General features: G+C 68.9%; 13 protein-coding genes. 6 read left to right on the forward strand and 7 right to left on the reverse strand.

Features of this window, described 5'->3' with window-relative positions:
- Positions 1-54 precede the first annotated feature (54 nt).
- The 4 genes from Psi02_RS24895 to Psi02_RS24910 all read right to left on the reverse strand — a co-directional run bounded on the left by Psi02_RS24895 (position 55) and on the right by Psi02_RS24910 (position 4567).
- Positions 55-2157, reverse strand: coding sequence for a (Fe-S)-binding protein (locus Psi02_RS24895; RefSeq protein ID WP_239095126.1), 2103 nt, complete (start codon positions 2155-2157; stop codon positions 55-57).
- A gap of 180 nt (positions 2158-2337) precedes the next feature.
- Positions 2338-2970 carry a TetR/AcrR family transcriptional regulator gene (locus Psi02_RS24900; protein WP_239095127.1) on the reverse strand — a complete coding sequence of 211 codons (633 nt, stop codon included), beginning with the start codon at positions 2968-2970 and terminating at the stop codon, positions 2338-2340.
- Entirely contained in the window at positions 2967-3755 is a 789-nt protein-coding gene (locus Psi02_RS24905; RefSeq protein WP_203978065.1) for a class I SAM-dependent methyltransferase, read from the reverse strand. Before Psi02_RS24905 ends, Psi02_RS24900 begins: the two co-directional genes overlap by 4 nt.
- On the reverse strand, positions 3752-4567 hold the full coding sequence (locus Psi02_RS24910) for a sugar phosphate isomerase/epimerase family protein (protein WP_203955156.1): 816 nt from the start codon (positions 4565-4567) through the stop codon (positions 3752-3754). The genes Psi02_RS24905 and Psi02_RS24910 overlap by 4 nt, the downstream gene beginning before the upstream one ends.
- Before the next feature lie 165 nt (positions 4568-4732).
- Here Psi02_RS24910 and Psi02_RS24915 point away from each other — a divergent pair, with 165 nt between their 5' ends.
- The 5 genes from Psi02_RS24915 (at position 4733) to disA (ending at position 8830) form a co-directional block, all read left to right on the forward strand.
- Positions 4733-5431: a class I SAM-dependent methyltransferase gene (locus Psi02_RS24915; RefSeq protein WP_203978066.1), complete on the forward strand. Its 699-nt coding sequence runs from the start codon at positions 4733-4735 to the stop codon at positions 5429-5431.
- Positions 5432-5505: 74 nt separating this feature from the next.
- A complete protein-coding gene (locus tag Psi02_RS24920) occupies positions 5506-5883 on the forward strand; it encodes a MerR family transcriptional regulator (protein WP_203978067.1) in 378 nt (125 codons plus the stop codon).
- Entirely contained in the window at positions 5880-6194 is a 315-nt protein-coding gene (trxA, locus tag Psi02_RS24925; protein WP_203978068.1) for a thioredoxin, read from the forward strand. Before Psi02_RS24920 ends, trxA begins: the two co-directional genes overlap by 4 nt.
- Positions 6195-6229: 35 nt before the next feature.
- Positions 6230-7657 (forward strand): DNA repair protein RadA, encoded by a 1428-nt coding sequence (radA, locus tag Psi02_RS24930; RefSeq protein WP_203978069.1) that lies wholly within the window; start codon positions 6230-6232, stop codon positions 7655-7657.
- Positions 7658-7690: 33 nt separating this feature from the next.
- Positions 7691-8830 carry a DNA integrity scanning diadenylate cyclase DisA gene (gene disA / locus Psi02_RS24935; protein ID WP_203978070.1) on the forward strand — a complete coding sequence of 380 codons (1140 nt, stop codon included), beginning with the start codon at positions 7691-7693 and terminating at the stop codon, positions 8828-8830.
- Positions 8831-8850: 20 nt separating this feature from the next.
- Here disA and Psi02_RS24940 read toward each other — a convergent pair whose 3' ends face one another.
- The gene (locus Psi02_RS24940) at positions 8851-9567 is read right to left on the reverse strand and encodes a hypothetical protein (RefSeq protein ID WP_203978071.1); all 717 of its coding nucleotides are present in this window, start codon (positions 9565-9567) and stop codon (positions 8851-8853) included.
- A gap of 126 nt (positions 9568-9693) precedes the next feature.
- On the opposite strand from Psi02_RS24940, the gene Psi02_RS24945 reads away from it, so the two are divergent.
- Positions 9694-10560 carry an iron-sulfur binding domain-containing protein gene (locus Psi02_RS24945; RefSeq protein ID WP_275415252.1) on the forward strand — a complete coding sequence of 289 codons (867 nt, stop codon included), beginning with the start codon at positions 9694-9696 and terminating at the stop codon, positions 10558-10560.
- Between the two features lie 121 nt (positions 10561-10681).
- On the opposite strand, the gene Psi02_RS24950 is transcribed toward Psi02_RS24945, so the two are convergent.
- Both Psi02_RS24950 and Psi02_RS24955 read right to left on the reverse strand, forming a co-directional pair.
- On the reverse strand, positions 10682-11617 hold the full coding sequence (locus Psi02_RS24950) for a TIM barrel protein (RefSeq protein WP_203978072.1): 936 nt from the start codon (positions 11615-11617) through the stop codon (positions 10682-10684).
- A 451-nt stretch (positions 11618-12068) separates the two neighbouring features.
- Positions 12069-14570 (reverse strand): ATP-dependent Clp protease ATP-binding subunit, encoded by a 2502-nt coding sequence (locus Psi02_RS24955; RefSeq protein WP_203978073.1) that lies wholly within the window; start codon positions 14568-14570, stop codon positions 12069-12071.
- Positions 14571-14576: the final 6 nt, after the last annotated feature.

A 14576-nucleotide genomic window follows, 5' to 3' on the forward strand; every position in this document is an offset into this window, starting at 1 on the left:
CCTTCTTTACACGAAGATTCCACAAATAGTTCGCAAATCCTGCAAAGTCGCGTCCTAGATGCCCTTCACGGATTTGATCAGCAACTGGGCCACGTCGACCACTTCGACGGACTCCTTGGCCTGACCCGAGGTCTTCTTCTCATTGATCGCGTCGCCGAGCATGACGAGGCAGAACGGGCAGGCCGTGGAAACGGTGTCGGGATCGGTGGTCAACGCCTCTTCGACGCGCTCGGTGTTGATGCGCTTGCCGATCCGCTCCTCCATCCACATGCGGGCGCCACCGGCCCCGCAGCAGAACCCGCGGTCCTTGCAGCGGTGCATCTCCTGCGTCTGCACGCCGGGCACCTTCGCCATGATGTCGCGCGGCTGGGCGTACACCTTGTTGTGACGGCCGAGGAAGCACGGGTCGTGGTAGGTGATCTTCTCCTCGATCGGGGTGATCGGGGTGAGCCTGCCCTCTTCGACCAGATGCGACAGCAGCTGCGTGTGGTGCACGACCTCGTAGTCGCCTCCGAGCTGCGGATACTCGTTGGCCAGAGTGTTGAAGCAGTGAGGGCACGTGGCGACGATCTTCTTGACGCCGGCCTCGTTGAGCGTCTCGATGTTCTGCTGGGCGAGCATGTTGAACAGGAACTCCATGCCCAGACGGCGGGCCGGGTCGCCCGTGCACGCCTCCATCGGGCCGAGCACGCCGAACTTCACGCCCGCGATGTGGAGCAACTCCGCCACGGCCTTGGTGGTCTTCTTCGCCCGGTCCTCAAGAGCGCCGGCGCAGCCCACCCAGAAGAGGTACTCGACGTCCTCCGGCATCTTCTCGTCGATGATCGGGACCTCGAAATCGAGTTCCTCGATCCACTCGGCCCGCTTCATCTCGGGCATGCCCCACGGGTTGCCCTTGTTCTCGAGGTTCTTCAGCATCACGCCGGCCTCGGAGGGGAACGAGGACTCGATCATCACCTGGTAGCGGCGCATGTCGAGGATGTGGTCGATGTGCTCGATGTCGACGGGGCACTGCTCGACGCAGGCGCCGCAGTTGGTGCACGACCACAACACGTCGGGGTGGATGACGCCGTCCTCGCCCACCAGCGGCTTCTCGAGCAGGGCCAGGACGTCTTGGCCCTGGTGGGCGCGCTGCTCCTCGCTCATCAGGAGATAAGGCGCGACCTTGAAGGCGTGGTCGCGCTGGTCGAGGATCAGCATCTTGGGCGACAGGGGCTTGTCGGTGTTCCACGCCGGGCACTGCGACTGGCAGCGGCCGCACTCCGTGCACGTGTAGAAGTCGAGGAAGCCCTTCCAGGTCGTGTCTTCGATCTTGCCGCGCCCGAACACGTCGACGTCGGGGTCGGCCTCCTCGAAGTCGAGCACCTTGCCGTTGCTGCGCATCTCCTGCGCTCCGCCGAGCCCGTCGGGGCGGCGCGAGAACAGCACGTTCATCGGGGCCGTGAAGATGTGCAGGTGCTTGGAGTTCACCACGATCACGAGGAACACCAGCATCACGCCGATGTGCAGCAGCAGCCCGACGCCCTCCAGCGCCTCGCTGGTCGGAAGGATCTTCGCGACCAGGTCCGAGGCGAAGGCGCCGGACTTGTACGGGAAGTTGCCCGTGTTGACCGCCGCGCCGCGGAACAGGAACATCGTCCAGATCACGTTGAAGATCATGAAGAGGACCAGCCAGGCGCCGCCGAGGTGCGAGCCGGAGAACCGGGACCCGCGGCCCAGCTTCTTCGGCGACTTCGCGACGCGGATGGCGGCGAACACGATCAGGCCGATGAGCGCCGCTACCGCGATGAAGTCCTGCAGGAAGCCCAGGATCGGCCACGTGCCGATGAGCGGGATGTGGAAATCGGGCGTACCGGTGACCGCGCCCTGGATCAGCGCGCCGTACGCCTCGAGATAGACGGTGGCGAGGATGAAGAACGCCCACATGACGAAGAAGTGGGCGGTGCCGGAAGGCGTCCACTTCAGCAGCTTCTTCTGCCCGAAGACCTCGACCAGTTGGGCCTTGATCTCCGCGCCCACGTTCTCCCTGGCATACCGGACACGCTCAGGGGCGGGCTGGCCGCTGGTGGCGAGCCTGTAGAGGAACAGCACGCGGCGACCGGCCAAGGTGACCGCGATGGCGGTCATGACCAGCCCGATGATCGCTACCCAGAGCACGGGCCCTCCCATATCCAGCGTTGGCTGCCAACCGTATGATCGCCGCCCGTCCGCGGTGACCAGGCATGTCCTCCCGGGTCACCCTGAATGGTACCCGTCGGTAACTTATGCCCTTCCACCGCGTGACGACCAGTACGCTCCGATACTAGAACAAGGCTCTGGACCGGATCGCGCGAGCCCTCAGCCCTCGAGGTAACGCTGGATCGTGGGCGCGAGGATCTCGACCAGTTCGTCGAGGTCCGCGGACGCGATCGGCTCCAGCTTGAGGATGTACCTCATCATGATCACGCCGAACATCTGGGCGAAGGCGACCTCCAGCCGGATCGGCGGGATGCCCAGCACCTCCGCCACCCGCCCGAGCACCGCCTGGGTGAGGAACTCACGGATCATGGCGACGGCCTGATCGTTCGCCATCGCCGTACGCAGCAGCGCCACGACGGGCTCACGCGCCTGAGGGTCGGACGTCAGCGTGAGGACGAAGCGCACGAGCCGCTCGCCGATGTCCTCACGCGGCCCGGCCAAGATCGTGGGAAGCGCCACCGCGGGGTCCATCGGCAACTGCATGGCCTCGACGAAGATGCCGTCCTTCGTGTCGAAGTAGTGGTGCACCAGCGCGGGGTCGACGCTCGCCTCACGGGCGATGCCGCGGATCGTCGCCTTGTCGAAGCCCTTCTCCGCGAAGACCCTGCGCGCCGCGGTGAGGATCTCCCCGCGGGTGTCCGCGGCTCCGGGACGGCGTCCGGGCCGGCGCCTCTTCTCCGGCACGTGCTCCTCCGGCGCGCCCGCGCGCCCGCCGGCCGGGCCTCTCGTCACGACCGACCGCCTGTGTCGCCCCTGCGGCCCACCGCCAGGTAGACCCGCATCGGGACGGTCATCCTTCCGTCGCCGAAGACCTTGAACAGCTCGGCGCGCTCCCGCGCCATGAGCTCCTCCATCGCCTCCGTGTCGAGGATGGCGACATAGGAGTGCGAGCGCAGGTCGGTCAGGAAGTCGTCGAGGAGCACCCCACGCGTCCAATGGACCCACGTCTCCTCGATGCGCAGCCCCGCATCGGCCATCGCCTCCGCGATGGGCGGCATGCTCCACCCGGGCAGCGCCGGGCCGGTGTACCCCTCACACGATTCCGCCAGCCGCACCTGGCAGGCCGCGAGCCAGTCGGCCTTGCCCGCGTCGACGGAGTTCCACCAGCCGGCCACCGCTCCCCGGGGTGTGACCACCCGTACGGCTTCCGCGATCGACAGGACCGGGTCCAGCCAGTGCCAGGCCTGGGCGTAGGTGACCAGGTCGCTCACGCCGTCGCGGAAAGGCAGCGAGTTCCCGTCGGCCAGCAGCGATCCGCAATCCGTCCGCGCTCGTAGACGCGACAGCATGCGGCCCCCGCGGTCCAGCGCGACGACCTGGGCGCCTCGATCCATCAGGCCGCGGGTGGAGATGCCGGTTCCCGCGCCGACGTCCACGATCCGGGCGCCCTCGAGCCGGACGCCGGACAACTCCTCCAGCGCGACATAGAGCGCTTCCGGATACTCGGGCCGCGCCGCGTCGTAGGCCTCCGCCACCCGGTCGAAGACCTGATGGCTGTCTTCTCGCGCCCTGGTCATGTGGCCGTCGTGGACGCGGCGAAGTTCAGCCTGGCGAAGGCGAGCGCCTCGGTCAGGTCGTCGATCCGCTCGGTGCGGCTGATGGCCTTGCGGGTGTTGATCTCCAGCACGATCAGCCCGCCGTATCCGTTTCCGGCGAGGCGTTCGAGGAGCTGAGCGCAGGGCTGCACGCCCCGGCCGGGCACCAGGTGCTCGTCCTTGTTCGTGGTGCCGACGCCGTCGGCGAGATGCAGGTGGGCGAGCCTGTCCCCGAGCTTGCCCGCCATCTCCATCGCGTCGGAGCCGGACACGGCGGTGTGGGACAGATCGAGCGTCACATGAGGAAAGTCGTAGTCGACCGGGTTCCAGTCCGGCGCGTACGGCACGACCTCGTTGCCCCGCGCCCGGAGGGGGAACATGTTCTCCACCGCGAAGACGACATCGGTCTCCTCGCGCATCCGGGCGAGGCCGACCTCGAAGTCCCTGGCGTAGTCGCGCTGCCACCGGAACGGGGGATGGACCACCACGGTCTGGGCGCCGAGCCGTTCGGCCGCGTCCCGCGCCCGCTGCAGTTTGACCCATGGGTCGCGGCCCCACACCCGCTGGGTGACCAGCAGACAGGGGGCGTGCACGGCGAGAACGGGCATCGAGTAGTGGTCGCTCAGTCGCTGGAGCACCTCGACGTCCTGGCTGACCGGGTCCTGCCCCACCATGATCTCGACGCCGTCGTACCCGAGGCGCGCCGCAAGCTCGAAGGCGTCCGGCGTACGCTCCGGGTACACCGAGGCCGTCGACAGCGCCACCTTCGCGCTGGGCACGCGGATCACACTCATCTACGCCCGCCTCCCCTGGCGGCTCGACGGGCACGTCGCTGTGGCGGCTCCGTCGTGGTCTGTTCGCCGCCTGCGCCCGTTCACGGATCCAGCCTAAGCCGGACCAGCACCGTGTGCCGCTTCGCCACAATGATGGCATGCAAGATCACGAACTATCGTGAACCCATGGCACGGATCGTGAACGGGGCCGTACCCAGCCCGAACATCTGGAATTCCCCACAGATCTACGAGGTGGAGAACCAGGCGGTGGACCCCGGCAGACTCGCCGACGCCGCCATGCGGGAGATCCGGCCCTGGGACGCCGCCACCGTCCTCGACATCGGGTGCGGATCGGGCTTCCATCTGCCCTCCTACGCCGCCACGGCCTCGCGTGTCGTGGGGATCGAGCCCCACGCGGGCCTCGCGGCGCGCGCCGCCGCCCGGTGCGCCACCCTGCCCAACGTCACCGTCCGTACGGCCACCGCCCAGGAGTTGCCCCTTCCCCCCGCGTCGGTCGACGTGGCGGTCGCCCGGTGGGCCTACTTCTTCGGTCCCGGCTGTGAGCCCGGCCTGCGCGAGCTGACCCGGGTGGTCCGCCGGGGCGGCGCGGCCTTCGTGATCGACCTGGACGGCTCTCGCGGCGACTTCGGCCGGTGGTTCCGGCAGACGGTCCCCTCGTACTCCCCCGAGGCCGTCGAGGAGTTCTGGTCCCGCCAGGGATGGCGGCGCAGGGAGCTCGACCTGACGATGGAGTTCTCGTCCCGGGCCGACCTCGAGGCCGTGCTGGCCATCGAGTTCGCGCCCGCGGTGGCGGCCAGGGCCGTCGAGGAGACCCCCGGCCTGAAGATCTTCTATCCCAACGTTCTCAGATGGCGGCACTTCTGAGGCATATCCGCCGCCTCCCGAGGCTTGACCCTGACACCGGCGTCAACGCTTACGGTCGAGCCGAAGGAGGGCCGATGCGGATCGGAGAACTGGCTCGGCGGTCGGGGGTCAGCCCCCGGGCGCTGCGCTACTACGAGCAGAACGGGCTGATCAGGGCCCGGCGCTCCGCGAACGGTTACCGCGAGTACGACGAGGCCGACGTGCGGCTCGTCGCGGAGATCCGTTCGCTGATCGCCGTGGGCTTCACCCTGGAGGACGCCCGTCCCTTCGTCGAGTGCCTGAAGTCGGGGCACGAGTCGGGGGGCTCCTGCCCGGAGTCCGTCGCCGTCTACCGGCGCAAGCTGGCCGACATCGACGCCGAGATCCGCTCTCTGCTGGCCCGCAGATCCGAGGTGGCCGCCCAGTTCGCCGAGGCGTGCCCGGGCTGCCTGATCAAACGAGGAGAAGCATGATCACGCTGACGGCGGAGAACTTCGAGGAGCAGGTGCTGCGGAGCGGCAAGCCCGTGCTCGTGGACTTCTGGGCCGAATGGTGCCCGTCGTGCCGGATGGTCGCGCCGGTGCTGGAGGAGATCGCCGAGGAGTACGGCGACCGGGTGACCGTCGCGTCGATCAATTTCGACGAGAACCCCGAGATCGCGGCGAAGTACGGCATCCTCGGCCTGCCCACGCTCAACCTGTACCGGGACGGCGAGGTGGTCCAGCAGATCAGGGGAGCCAAGCCCAAGCGCCTGCTCCTCGCCGACCTCGAGCCTCACATCTGACGCGATTGTCGGCGGCGACCGATAGCCTCCGGCACGTGAGCAAGGCAGCGAGGCCGGCATACCGGTGCGGCGAGTGCGGGTGGACCACCGCCAAGTGGGTGGGCCGGTGCGGCGAGTGCCAGGCGTGGGGCACGGTCGAGGAGGCGGGCGCCCGGCAGGGCGTCCACGTCGTCAAGCCGGGAGCGGTCTCCGCTCCCGCGGTCCCCATCGGCCAGGTCAAGGCCGAGACGGCGCACGCCAGGCCGACGGGGGTCGGCGAGCTCGACCGCGTCCTCGGGGGCGGGCTGGTGCCGGGCGCGGTCGTCCTGCTCGCCGGTGAGCCCGGCATCGGCAAGTCGACGCTGCTGCTCGAGGCCGCCGCCCGTACGGCCCGGCACGACACCGTGCTCTATGTGACGGGCGAGGAGTCGGCCTCCCAGGTGCGGATGCGGGCCGACCGGATCGGCGCGATCGAGGACGGGCTCTACCTGGCGGCGGAGACGGACCTGGCCGCCCTCGTCGCCCATGTCGAGAAGGTCCAGCCCCGGCTGCTGATCGTCGACTCGGTTCAGACGATCGGCTCGGCCGACGCCACGGGAGTGCCCGGCGGCGTCACCCAGGTCCGCGAGGTCGCCGGCAACCTCGTACGGCTGGCCAAGGAGCGCGGCATGTCGACCGTGCTCGTCGGTCACGTGACCAAGGACGGCACGATCGCGGGCCCCCGCGTGCTGGAGCACCTGGTCGACGTGGTCCTGCAGTTCGAAGGCGACCGCAACTCGCGGCTGCGCATGGTCCGCGCGGCCAAGAACCGGTTCGGCCCGATCGAGGAGGTCGGCTGCTTCGACCTGCACGAGCGCGGGATCACCGGCATCTCCGACCCGAGCGGGCTGTTCGTCTCGCGACACCCGGAGCCGGTGCCCGGCACGTGCGTCACGGTCACCATCGAGGGCACCCGGCCGATCCCCGCCGAACTGCAGGCCCTGGTCGGGCCGACAGAGGCGCCGCAGCCGCGGCGCACCTCCTCGGGGCTCGACTCCTACCGGGTCGCGATGGTGCTCGCCGTCATGGAACGACGGCTCAACGCCAAGATCGGCAAGTGTGACGTGTTCACCGCGACGGTCGGGGGGATCCGGCTGACCGACCCGGCCGTCGACCTGGCCCTGATGTTGTCGGTCGTCAGCGCGGCCGGGGACAAGGCCCTGCCCTCCGGCATGATCGTCCTTGGTGAGGTCGGCCTGGCCGGCGAACTGCGCGCGGTCAGGGACGTGCGGCGACGGCTGGCCGAGGCCTCGCGGCTGGGGTTCACCCGGGCGTTGGTGCCCGCGGGTTCACTCGAGAACGACACCCCCCGGCTGGAGAGCCCGAAGTCGCGGGGCGGTCTGGTCGCGGTCCGCGAACCCGCGTCCCGCACGACGAGCTTCGCGCCCGGCTTCGACGTCACAGAAGTCGAGAACGTGTGGGATGCACTCGCACACGTCCGGTGAAGACGCCGTTACGCCGGTAAACTGGGCGGTGTCATGAGCTCTCAGGGGCGTCACCGGGCCGATGGAGCCGCCGAGCACGGGGGTCACGTGCAACACGACAAGGGATTGGACGACCGGAGGAGGACCGTGCTCGCCGCGGTCGCTCCGGGCACCGCCCTGCGTGACGGGCTGGAGCGCATCCTCCGCGGCCACACCGGCGGCCTGATCGTCCTCGGCTACAGCGACACCGTCAAGGAGATCTGCACCGGCGGATTCGAGCTCGACGTCGAGTTCGCCGCGACCCGGCTGCGCGAGCTCGCGAAGATGGACGGCGCGATCGTGCTGGACAGCGCCGACCTGCGCATCGTCCGCGCCGCCGTCCATCTCGTGCCCGATCCCGGCATCCCGACGGACGAGTCGGGCACCCGGCACAGGACCGCTCAACGCGTGGCCAGGCAAACGTCGCTTCCCGTGATCGCCATCAGCAAGTCGATGCGGATCATCGCGCTCTACCTCGACGGCACGCGCTATGTCCTGGAGGAGTCGGCGGCCATCCTCTCCAAGGCCAACCAGGCGCTCGCCACGCTGGAGCGCTACAAGCTGCGGCTCGACGAGGTCGCCGGCACGCTCTCGGCTCTGGAGATCGAGGACCTGGTCACCGTCCGCGACGTGACGGCGGTGTTGCAGCGGCTCGAGATGGTCCGCAGGATCGCCGGGGAGATCGAGGGCTACGTGGTCGAGCTCGGCACCGACGGCCGGCTGCTCACCCTCCAGCTCGACGAACTGGTCGCCGGGGTCGACTCCGATCGCGAGCTGATCGTGCGCGACTACCTGCCGTCCTCACTCGACGGCGGGCCCCTGCGTTTCGCCGAGGCGATGCGGGAGCTCGACGACCTGTCCTCCACCGACCTGCTCGATCTGTCGAGGGTCGCCCACGTTCTGGGCCACTCCGGCGCCGACGGCCTGGAGACCGCGGTCAGCCCGCACGGCTTCCGGCTGCTGGCCAAGGTCCCCCGCCTCTCCGACACGATCGTGGACCGGCTCGTCGGCCACTTCGGCGGCCTGCAGAAGCTGCTGGCGGCGAGCACGACCGATCTCCAGGCGGTCGGAGGGGTCGGCGAGACACGGGCCCGCAGCGTCCGTGAAGGGCTCTCCCGCCTCGCCGAGTCGTCGATCCTGGAGCGTTACCTCTAGAAGTCGCTCAGCGGAGTCACTCAGCGGAGATGGAAGACCACCTTCGGGCTGCGGAGGGGACCCGCGAGAGCCGACGCGACGTAGGTGCCCGGCGCAGCGGACGAACGCCGGCTCGCACAGTCGCTCCCCGAGAGCCGGCGATCCCACTGGACCGTCCGGACGTAGGGAACGCCTCGCCGCAGCGTCTGCGTGTCGACGCCCGGGCCGCTGACACAGTCGGCCGTCGACCAGACCCGGTCCGAACCCGACGTGACGCGCATCTCCAGCGCCCGCGGCCCGACGTCGACCGTGCACGAGACACGGCTGGTGCTCACGATCGTCAGCATGAAACTCGGCGTCACGCCTCTGTTGTAGACGTCCTGGCCGGTCTGGAGGGCGACCACGAGATCCCTGGCGTCACACGGGTCACCCGGCCGCTTGGGCCTCGAGCTCGTCGAGGCGTGCGAGGACGGCACGGCCGACGCGGAGGGCAGCCGGCCACCCGGCGCCAGAGCCGCGCTCGAAGGGCCGGGAGACTTCGAACCGAGCGGCGAGGGAAGCGAGACGACCATCGTGTCGCCGGCCCCCGGTGTGGCCTTGACCCCGGTCGGGCTCTCCGGCTTACCGGACGCGCTCGAACACGCCCAGGCCACGACTGCCACGACGACGAGCATGCCGGTGAGCACCGACACCCGGCGGCGCCAGTAGACGTCCCCGCCCTCGACACCGACATCACCACGGAACGTGTCCGGATCCATACGGACAGTATGGTGAGTCATGGGCCGCCAGGGGAAACGGCTCGCCGCGCCGGTGCCGGACGGAGCCGGTGCACGCGTGGCTTCCGTCCGGACCTGCTCCGGAATGACCGGCGATAAGGTCGGACGGTGGCCGCCTCACTACGTGAACCGATCCTGGACTGGTACGCCGAACACAACCGCGACCTGCCGTGGCGGCGACCCGACGCGACCCCCTGGGGGATCCTCGTCAGCGAGATCATGCTCCAGCAGACCCCCGTCGTCCGGGTGCTGCCGATCTGGGCCGACTGGATGCAGCGCTGGCCCACCCCGGAGTCCCTCGCCCAGGAGCCGCCAGGCGAGGCCGTACGGCACTGGGGCCGCCTCGGCTATCCCCGGCGGGCACTCAACCTGCACGCGTGCGCGAAGGCCATCACCGTGGACCACGGCGGCCGGGTGCCGTCCACCTACGACGAGCTGCGCGCCCTGCCGGGCATCGGCGACTACACGGCGGCCGCAGTGGCCAGCTTCGCCTACGGAGGCACCCACGCCGTCCTGGACACCAACGTCCGGCGGGTTCTCGCGAGAGCCGTACAGGGGGAGGAATATCCGCCGAAGGCCACCACGGCCGCAGAGCGCCGGCTGGCCGAGTCGTTGTTGCCGCCCGTCGGCGCTCCGCGCTGGGCGGTCGCCGTGATGGAGCTGGGCGCCCTGGTCTGTACGGCTCGCGCCCCCAGGTGCGACGACTGCCCCGTGGCGTCGCGGTGCGCCTGGAGGCTGGCGGGCCGCCCGGCCCACGCCGGACCGGCACGGGTGGGGCAGACCTACGCGGGCACCGACCGCCAGTGCAGGGGCCGGCTGCTCGCCGTCCTGCGCGAGGCGTACGGCCCGGTGCCGAAGGAGGCACTGGACGTGGTGTGGGACGACCACGTCCAGCGGGAGCGGGCGCTCGACGGCCTGCTGGACGACGGACTCGCCGAGATCCTGGAAGACGGCACCTACCGCCTCCCCGCGTGATCATGCACAGGTTCGCCGGAACCCCACCCCACCTGCGCAAACCTCGACCGTGATCATGCACAGGTTCGGCGGGTCCTGACCCCACCTGCGGAAACCAGGTGCGTGATCATGCAGGGACGGGTCAGGCGGCCAGTTTGAGGCCGAGGTCGGTCAGGTTGCGGCGGGTCCAGTCGAGCTCGGCGGCGAGCCTGGCCACCAGAGCCGCCGGGCCCTTCGACTTGGGAGCCGTCCACTCGTGCGCCTCGACCTCGACATGAGCCGAGCCGTTGACCGCACCGGACAGGATCGCGTTGAGCGTGTCCTGGAGCACCGGTTGCGTGCTCGGGATCTCCTGGCTGTGGTTGTGCACGTGCCCCAGCTTCACCACGGGCGCGCCCGCGAGAGCGAGCCCCCGGAGGGCGGCACCGCGCTCCTCCGTGCCGCAGGACAGATGGCAGGCGTCCAGGCAGACGCCGAGGTGCTCGGAGTCGATGTCGCAGACCCTCGCGAGCGCCTGCTCCGTCGTCTCCAGGACGCAGCCCGGCCAGGGCTCGAACCCGACACGGATGGTCTTGCCCGTCACGCTGTAGAGGCCGCGCAGCTCCCGCGAGAGCCGTTCGAGGCGGCGGGATGCGATCGAGTGCAGGTCGGCCGGCCAGTCGCGGCGCCAGCCGATCGGGATCGTCGAGATGCTGCCGAACCGCACATCCTCAGGGAGCAGGAAGGCGAGGATCTTCGCCAGCGCCATCGTGTACCGGTACCGCTCGGGCTTCGCCCAGTCCGGCCCGAGAACGTCCTGGTTGTGACCGCCGGACCCGTTGAGGCTGACGACCTCCAGCCCGCGTTCCTCCAGTGAACGGCGCAGCCGTACCAGCTCGATGCGGTCGGCGATGAGGTGGTCGGCGACGGCGGGCGCCAGCCACAGGCCGATTCCGAGCCGCTCGACGCCCAGCTTCCGCCGCACCGGCACCGCGTAGCGGGTGAGGTGGGCGATCAGGTTCTCCAGGTCCTCGGCCGGATGTACCCCAGCGTTGTAGGCCAGGTGAACGAGCGTCCCGTCGTCGTGCAACAGGCGCATCAGGTGCCTCCCAGACGTTGTGCACTCTCCGACCATGGTCCACACGATCTGTCCCGATCGCATGGGGCCGAGGTCCTACCGGCACCGGGATCTTCCCGGCCTCGACCGAGCCTCCCGCGGATGCCCGGGTTCCCGCGTCCGTCCCGCAGCGGATTCGCATGTACGCCGCCGGGATGACTTCGAGAGCGGTCTCGCCACGTTCGCCAACGTCATGATCCGCATGGAACCAGGCCAGACTCTACAGAGTGTAGTACTACGTTCGGTGGCGGGATACCCGATCTAACGCAAAACACAGATCCGACGTGAGGCCCGTGTCCGCGACCAGGACCGCGGCTCCGGCGCGACAGGATCGGAGCGCTCCTCAGGCGGTCAGAACGACCTCGCACATACGCCGAGGGGCGCCCCCATTGGGGACGCCCCTCGTCGGTGCTGCTCGGTCAGTGCCGTCCGGTCAGTTCTGGATCGGCTCGGCGATGGACGCCGCCGAGTCGGGAACCACCGGAGCCTTGGACTCGCCGACGAAGGTGAACGTCGCCGCGTCGCCTTCGCCCTCGATGTCGATCCTGACGATCTGACCCGGACGCAGGTCGCCATACAGGATCTTCTCGGACAGGCTGTCCTCCAACTCGCGCTGGATCGTCCGGCGAAGCGGACGGGCACCCATCACCGGGTCGTACCCGCGGTCGGCGAGCAACTGCTTCGCGGCCGGGGTCAGCGCCAGCGACATGTCGCGGTCCTTCAGACGCTCGTCCACCTGGGCGAGCATCAGGTCCACGATCTGGATGATCTCCTTCGGCGTGAGCTGGTGGAAGACCACGATGTCGTCGACACGGTTGAGGAACTCGGGCCGGAAGTGCTGCTTGAGCTCCTCCTGGACCTTCGACTTCATCCGGTCGTAGTTGCTCTCCGCGTCGTTGTTCTTCGCGAAGCCCACCCCGATGCCCTTGGAGATGTCCCGGGTGCCGAGGTTGGTCGTCATGATGATGACGGTGTTCTTGAAGTCGACCACGCGACCCTGGGCGTCGGTCAGGCGACCGTCCTCCAGGATCTGGAGCAGCGAGTTGAAGATGTCCGGGTGGGCCTTCTCGATCTCGTCGAAGAGGACCACCGAGAACGGCTTGCGCCGCACCTTCTCGGTCAGCTGGCCGCCCTCCTCGTACCCGACGTAGCCGGGCGGGGAGCCGAACAGCCGCGAGACCGTGTGCTTCTCCATGAACTCCGACATGTCCAGCATGATCAGCGCGTCCTCGTCCCCGAAGAGGAACTCGGCGAGCGCCTTGGACAGCTCGGTCTTGCCGACACCGGAGGGACCGGCGAAGATGAACGACCCTCCAGGCCTTCTCGGGTCCTTCAGGCCGGCACGCGTCCGGCGGATGGACCGGGACAGACCCTTGATCGCGTCGTCCTGGCCGATGATCCGCTTGTGGAGCTCGTCCTCCATGCGGAGCAGCCGCTGCGACTCCTCCTCGGTCAGCTTGAAGACCGGGATGCCGGTGGCCGTCGCGAGGACCTCGGCGATGAGCTCCTCGGTGACCTCGGCGACCACGTCCATGTCGCCGGCCTTCCACTCCTTCTCGCGGCGCTCGCGCTTGAGCTGGAGCTGCTTCTCCTGATCACGCAGGGCCGCGGCCTTCTCGAAGTCCTGCGCGTCTATCGCGGACTCCTTCTCCCGCCGCACGTTGGCGATCTTCTCGTCGTATTCGCGCAGGTCCGGCGGAGCGGTCATCCGGCGGATGCGCATCCGGGAGCCGGCCTCGTCGATGAGGTCGATCGCCTTGTCCGGCAGGAACCGGTCGCTGATGTAGCGGTCGGCCAGCTGAGCGGCGGCCACGAGGGCGCCGTCGGTGATGGAGACCCGGTGGTGCGCCTCGTAACGGTCGCGCAGGCCCTTGAGGATCTCGATCGTGTGGCTGAGGCTCGGCTCGGCCACCTGGATCGGCTGGAAGCGGCGCTCGAGCGCGGCGTCCTTCTCCAAGTGCTTGCGGTACTCGTCCAGCGTGGTCGCGCCGATGGTCTGGAGCTCGCCGCGGGCCAGCATCGGCTTGAGGATGCTCGCGGCGTCGATCGCGCCTTCGGCGGCGCCCGCTCCGACCAGCGTGTGCAGCTCGTCGATGAACAGGATGATGTCGCCGCGGGTGCGGATCTCCTTCAGCACCTTCTTGAGGCGCTCCTCGAAGTCACCGCGGTAGCGGGAGCCGGCCACCAGGGCGCCCAGGTCGAGGGTGTAGAGCTGCTTGTCCTTGAGCGTCTCGGGCACCTCGCCCTTGACGATCTTCTGCGACAGGCCCTCGACGACGGCGGTCTTGCCGACGCCGGGCTCTCCCACCAGCACCGGGTTGTTCTTGGTCCTCCGGGAGAGGACCTGCATGACCCGCTCGATCTCCTTCTCCCGGCCGATGACCGGGTCGAGCTTGCCCTCGCGGGCGGCCTGAGTCAGGTTGCGGCCAAACTGGTCCAGCACAAGCGAGGTCGAAGGAGCCGCCTCCTGCGGCCCACCGGCCGCCGCAGGCTCCTTCTGGTAACCATGGAGCAACTGGATGACCTGCTGCCGCACTCTGTTGAGATCAGCCCCCAGCTTCACCAGCACCTGGGCCGCCACACCCTCACCCTCACGGATGAGACCGAGCAGGATGTGCTCGGTGCCGATGTAGTTGTGGCCGAGCTGCAAGGCCTCGCGGAGCGACAGCTCAAGGACCTTCTTGGCGCGCGGGGTGAAGGGAATGTGCCCCGACGGCGCCGACTGGCCCTGGCCGATGATCTCCTCGACCTGCTGGCGCACACCCTCAAGGCTGATGCCCAGGCTCTCCAGAGCCTTGGCGGCAACGCCCTCACCCTCATGGATCAAGCCAAGAAGAATGTGCTCAGTACCGATGTAGTTGTGGTTGAGCATCCGGGCTTCTTCCTGAGCCAGGACGACAACCCGCCGCGCACGGTCGGTGAACCTTTCGAACATCTCGTC

The sequence above is a fragment of the Planotetraspora silvatica genome (assembly GCF_016863315.1).
Taxonomy (GTDB): domain Bacteria; phylum Actinomycetota; class Actinomycetes; order Streptosporangiales; family Streptosporangiaceae; genus Planotetraspora; species Planotetraspora silvatica.

What these genes read in the sequence shown, in the direction of transcription:
- Psi02_RS24905 (WP_203978065.1), bottom strand. Translation starts at nt 3,755, where the DNA reads ATGACCAGGGCGCGAGAAGACAGCCATCAGGTCTTCGACCGGGTGGCG.
- Psi02_RS24910 (WP_203955156.1), bottom strand. Translation starts at nt 4,567, where the DNA reads ATGAGTGTGATCCGCGTGCCCAGCGCGAAGGTGGCGCTGTCGACGGCC.
- Psi02_RS24915 (WP_203978066.1), top strand. Translation starts at nt 4,733, where the DNA reads ATGGCACGGATCGTGAACGGGGCCGTACCCAGCCCGAACATCTGGAAT.
- Psi02_RS24920 (WP_203978067.1), top strand. Translation starts at nt 5,506, where the DNA reads ATGCGGATCGGAGAACTGGCTCGGCGGTCGGGGGTCAGCCCCCGGGCG.
- trxA (WP_203978068.1), top strand. Translation starts at nt 5,880, where the DNA reads ATGATCACGCTGACGGCGGAGAACTTCGAGGAGCAGGTGCTGCGGAGC.
- disA (WP_203978070.1), top strand. Translation starts at nt 7,691, where the DNA reads ATGAGCTCTCAGGGGCGTCACCGGGCCGATGGAGCCGCCGAGCACGGG.
- Psi02_RS24940 (WP_203978071.1), bottom strand. Translation starts at nt 9,567, where the DNA reads ATGGATCCGGACACGTTCCGTGGTGATGTCGGTGTCGAGGGCGGGGAC.
- Psi02_RS24950 (WP_203978072.1), bottom strand. Translation starts at nt 11,617, where the DNA reads ATGCGCCTGTTGCACGACGACGGGACGCTCGTTCACCTGGCCTACAAC.
- Psi02_RS24955 (WP_203978073.1), bottom strand. Translation starts at nt 14,570, where the DNA reads ATGTTCGAAAGGTTCACCGACCGTGCGCGGCGGGTTGTCGTCCTGGCT.